This window comes from Actinoplanes sp. NPDC051633, from assembly GCF_040681735.1.
Lineage (GTDB): Bacteria > Actinomycetota > Actinomycetes > Mycobacteriales > Micromonosporaceae > Actinoplanes.
The window spans coordinates 1-3,494 of the sequence record NZ_JBFAZH010000827.1 but is presented as its reverse complement, the minus strand read 5'-3'; the positions used below and the strand labels follow the sequence as shown (position 1 = coordinate 3,494).

Sequence of the window (3,494 nt, the reverse complement as noted above, 5' to 3'; positions counted from 1 at the left end):
GCCGTGGTCACACGGTCACGGTCAAGGCCGAGAGTCGCCAGCACCGTCAGGGCGTGGGCGGCGTCGGCGGTCAGCAGACGACCGCAGTCGCGACGCAGGGCATCGACACGGTCCTTGGCGACCAGCTCGTCGGCCAGGTCGATCACGGTCCACAGCCAGGCGGCGTCGCTGACCGTGGCCGGCGCCGGACCCTCGCCGGCCAGGTAGCGAGACAGTGCCACCTCATCGGCCGGCCCATCGGTCAGATGGCCCTCGCCACCGGCCAGCAGGTAGCGCTCCGGCCACCGCGGCTCCTCGACCGTCACCCATTCGCTGGCCGGCACGGACAGCGTGACCAGCAGCGGACCCGCGCCCCGGAACGCGGCGGGAAGATCCGCCCGGCCGTCGTCGACCCTGAGGGTGACCGGGGACCGCCACGGGGCCCGGCTCAGGTAGACCGTCGCCGTCAGCTGCGGCACCGGCGCCGGGTCCTGCAGGACCAGCTGGTGGTCCTCGAAACCGATGCCGATGGCGAGGGTTCGCGGGCGGATCTTCGCGACCGGCATGGCGAGATTGCCGCACAGGACGACGATCTCGGCGTACGGGTGGAGGACGATCGTGTCTACCATCTGCTGCAAGGGCAGATAGCAGACCTCGTCCTTGCCGCGCCGCTGCAGCGTCAGCTCCTGAATCACCTCGCCGCCTTCGACCAGACGGGCCATCGCCGGACCGCCGTTGTCGGGCAGGTGCACGGCCAGGACGCCGTTCTCCTCGCGCCGGTCCTCGGCGATCAACGACACCGGACGCGGCTGCCAGCTAGGCAGCCGGCCGGCGGTCTCGTAGGACACCCGCAGGTGTGGCGGCCGCACCCGCAGCGGCTCGCTCTCCGTGTCCGTGCGGTACTCGATGAGCGTCGCGGTCTCGGTGGCCGAGAACGTCAGCCGGGCCGGCTCACCGACGGCGCCGACCGGGCCGACCACCGATGCCGTCGCGGCGGTCAGACCGTCCCAGGTCAGCGCACGTACCGGGGGCATGAACTCAGCGCGCAGTCCTTCGGCGATGAACAGGGTGCGGTCCACGCCGAAACCGAGCGGGCCGCCGACGCCGATCGAGAACGCGCCGAGCACCGGCCGGGGAAGATCATCGAGCAGGTCGGTGATGGTCGTCTCGGTCGAGACGCTGACGGTGCGCTCGGCGATGATTTCGCCGGTCGCCGCGGCGCGGACGGTGATCCGCCAGTCGGTCTCGGCATCGTCGCGGCTCGGCAGGGTCACCTGCGGCAGCGTGGTTAACACGCGGGATCCGTACAGCGAATCGATACCGTTGACCGGCTGCCCAACCTCGATGCGGGGCTGGGAGAAGCCGCGGATGGTGCGCCGGCTGCCGGGAATGGCGGCGAGCTGGATCCAGGACGATCCGTCCAGGGCCGTCCGCTCGAGGATCCACCCGGCCCAGCCGCCGGGAACCTGTCCCTCCTCGATCACGCGCAGCGTTCCGTCCGACTCGATGGTGTGGGTGCCGGGATAGAGGATCCAGGCGGCGTCGCGCGGCAGGGCGGCGTGGGAAGGGATCAACCGTCCGGCATCGTCGAAGATCAGCCAGGGGGTATCGGCGTTGACGAGCTGAATTTCGTACTCGCGCGGTGCGCCGACCAGGCTGGCGACCAGCGAGCGGACCGGCTTCTGGATGCGGATTTTCACGCCGGGTGCGGCCTCGGCGACGCCGACCCAGGGCGCCTTGCTGGTGACCGTGGTGGCGATGCCGTCCTGGATCACCTCCCAGGTCGCCGCGCCGCCCGGGGCGTCACCGACCGACGGCAGGCCGAGCGCGACACCGCCACCCCACGGATCGAGAGACACGCGCGGTCGCTGCGGCCGGGCGCTACGGGAGTGGGTGCGGCGCGGTTGCTCGGCCAATTCGCCGCCGGCGGCCAGCTCGACCGCCCGTTCGATGAATCGGGACGGCAGCGCGACCCGGCTGATGTCGCCGTCCGGCTCGCTGAGAACCCCCACCATCTCCAGGCAGCGGTCGACGAAGTCGAGCGCGAAGTCCGTGCCGTACGTGAGGAACCGGCGCGCCGGGACGTCCAGCCGGTGGATGCGCTGCGGCTGGTCGGCTGCCCAACTCAGGAACGTGTCGGCGTCCAGGTCCGGGTCGAGACGCACCCGTTCGGCCAGGAGCTGCAGTAGATCGTCGAAGCAGAAGAGCGGTACACCGGCGTGCATCAAGATCGGGCCGACGTGGCGGTGAGCGACAACGCCGCTGAACGTCTCCAGCCCTAGGCGGCGCAGCGCGATCCGAAATGCGTCGCCCCAGAACGAGTGCGTGTGCTGGTCGTCGGCGACGTCGAAGGCGTCGTTGAAGGCGGGCCAGAAGCTGCCGCGGTAGCCGTTGATCGCCACCGCGGTGACCGCCGTGACGATGCAGGCCGGCCAGCGCTTGGCGAGGCCGTCAGGTTCCCACTCGAACGCCTGACGGTAGTACGCGCCCAGGGCCCTGGCCGCTCGATAGGCGTCCTCGCGATCGGCGTCGGCCTCGGCGGCGAGCGACACGCCCCGAAGGCGCGGCGCCCACTCGAGTTCCCAGCGGTCCAGAGACTCTTCCTGCGGCATCGGCACGCAGACAACAGTCGGACGGGCCGGGTCCGAGGTGAGGAAGTCAGCCGGGCGATCTGGTGAGCGACGCGGCGGGTTCCAGAACGTCGAGGGCGCCGCGCCGGCTCAGGTCGGCGTGGAAACGCTGGTTGCGGAAGTTCCGCAGGCAGCCGTAGCAGGCCGTCTCGGGGCCGCAATCGCAGGCCCCGGCCCGCTTCAGCGCGGCCGTGACGACTTCGTCGAGACGGTCGGCGATCTGCATGGCGTGCCCGGCGCCGCCGGGGACGACGTCGAACAGCACGATGCCGGGCAGGCCGCCGCGGCGGTACAGCGTTCCGTCGACGTCGTCGCGGGCGATCTCCAGGATGTCTGAGGCGCCTTCCAACAGCGCGTAGGCCGCGGAGCGCCACGCGCCGATCGGCATCTGTGCCGCGCCGAACATGTGGTCGAAGGTCAGTTCGAGCATGTCCGTCTCGTACGGGTGCGCGAGAACCCGCACCCGTTTGGTGCCGCGGCACTCGCCGCCTTTCAGCAGGTGCTCGTGCGTCGCCGGCCCCCGCGTGCCGTCCGCGGACCACCCGGCGCCACACCAGTCACAGATGTGGAATCCGCGCCGGTTGCGGCCGGACGACACCGCGATCAGCTTGCCGCGTGCGCCGGAGCGTGCGGTGACGCGGCCGCCGCCGTCCGCCGTCCATGTCGTTTCGATCGGGTCGTCGGCGAGGCGGAGGATGTGGGTGGCGCCGTTCCAGCTGCGGGTCGGCGCAACCGGACCGGCCGGGCGGGTCTTGCGCTCGGCGACGAAACCGAATTCGGGTACGACGTACCTTAGATTCAGGCGGTCAAGGCAACACACTCGGCGGGGGTGCGGTAGCCGAGGCATTTTCGGGGTCGGTTGTTGAGTCGGGCGGCAAGGGCGTC

General features: G+C 71.0%; 2 protein-coding genes. Both read right to left on the bottom strand.

Features of this window, described 5'->3' with window-relative positions; genetic code table 11:
- The coding region (locus AB0M20_RS32835) for a hypothetical protein (RefSeq protein ID WP_364304224.1) at positions 1-2,597 on the bottom strand (2,597 nt) is incomplete at its 3' end.
- Between the two features lie 40 nt (positions 2,598-2,637).
- Positions 2,638-3,429 carry a DUF1998 domain-containing protein gene (locus AB0M20_RS32830; RefSeq protein WP_364304223.1) on the bottom strand — a complete coding sequence of 264 codons (792 nt, stop codon included), beginning with the start codon at positions 3,427-3,429 and terminating at the stop codon, positions 2,638-2,640.
- Positions 3,430-3,494: the final 65 nt, after the last annotated feature.